General features: G+C 51.1%; 1 rRNA gene. It reads right to left on the reverse strand.

What is annotated here, in order from left to right:
• Positions 1-223: ribosomal RNA gene (locus KO538_RS29165) — 16S ribosomal RNA — on the reverse strand; the annotation flags it as partial.

Below are 223 nucleotides of genomic sequence, written 5' to 3' on the forward strand. Positions count from 1 at the left end.
ACAAGGGTTGCGCTCGTTGCGGGACTTAACCCAACATCTCACGACACGAGCTGACGACAGCCATGCAGCACCTGTGTACTGGTTCTCTTTCGAGCACTCCTCAATCTCTCGAGGATTCCAGCCATGTCAAGGGTAGGTAAGGTTTTTCGCGTTGCATCGAATTAATCCACATCATCCACCGCTTGTGCGGGTCCCCGTCAATTCCTTTGAGTTTTAATCTTGC

Source organism: Janthinobacterium sp. NKUCC08_JDC, from assembly GCF_019345575.1.
Taxonomy (GTDB): Bacteria; Pseudomonadota; Gammaproteobacteria; order Burkholderiales; family Burkholderiaceae_D; genus Janthinobacterium; species Janthinobacterium aestuarii.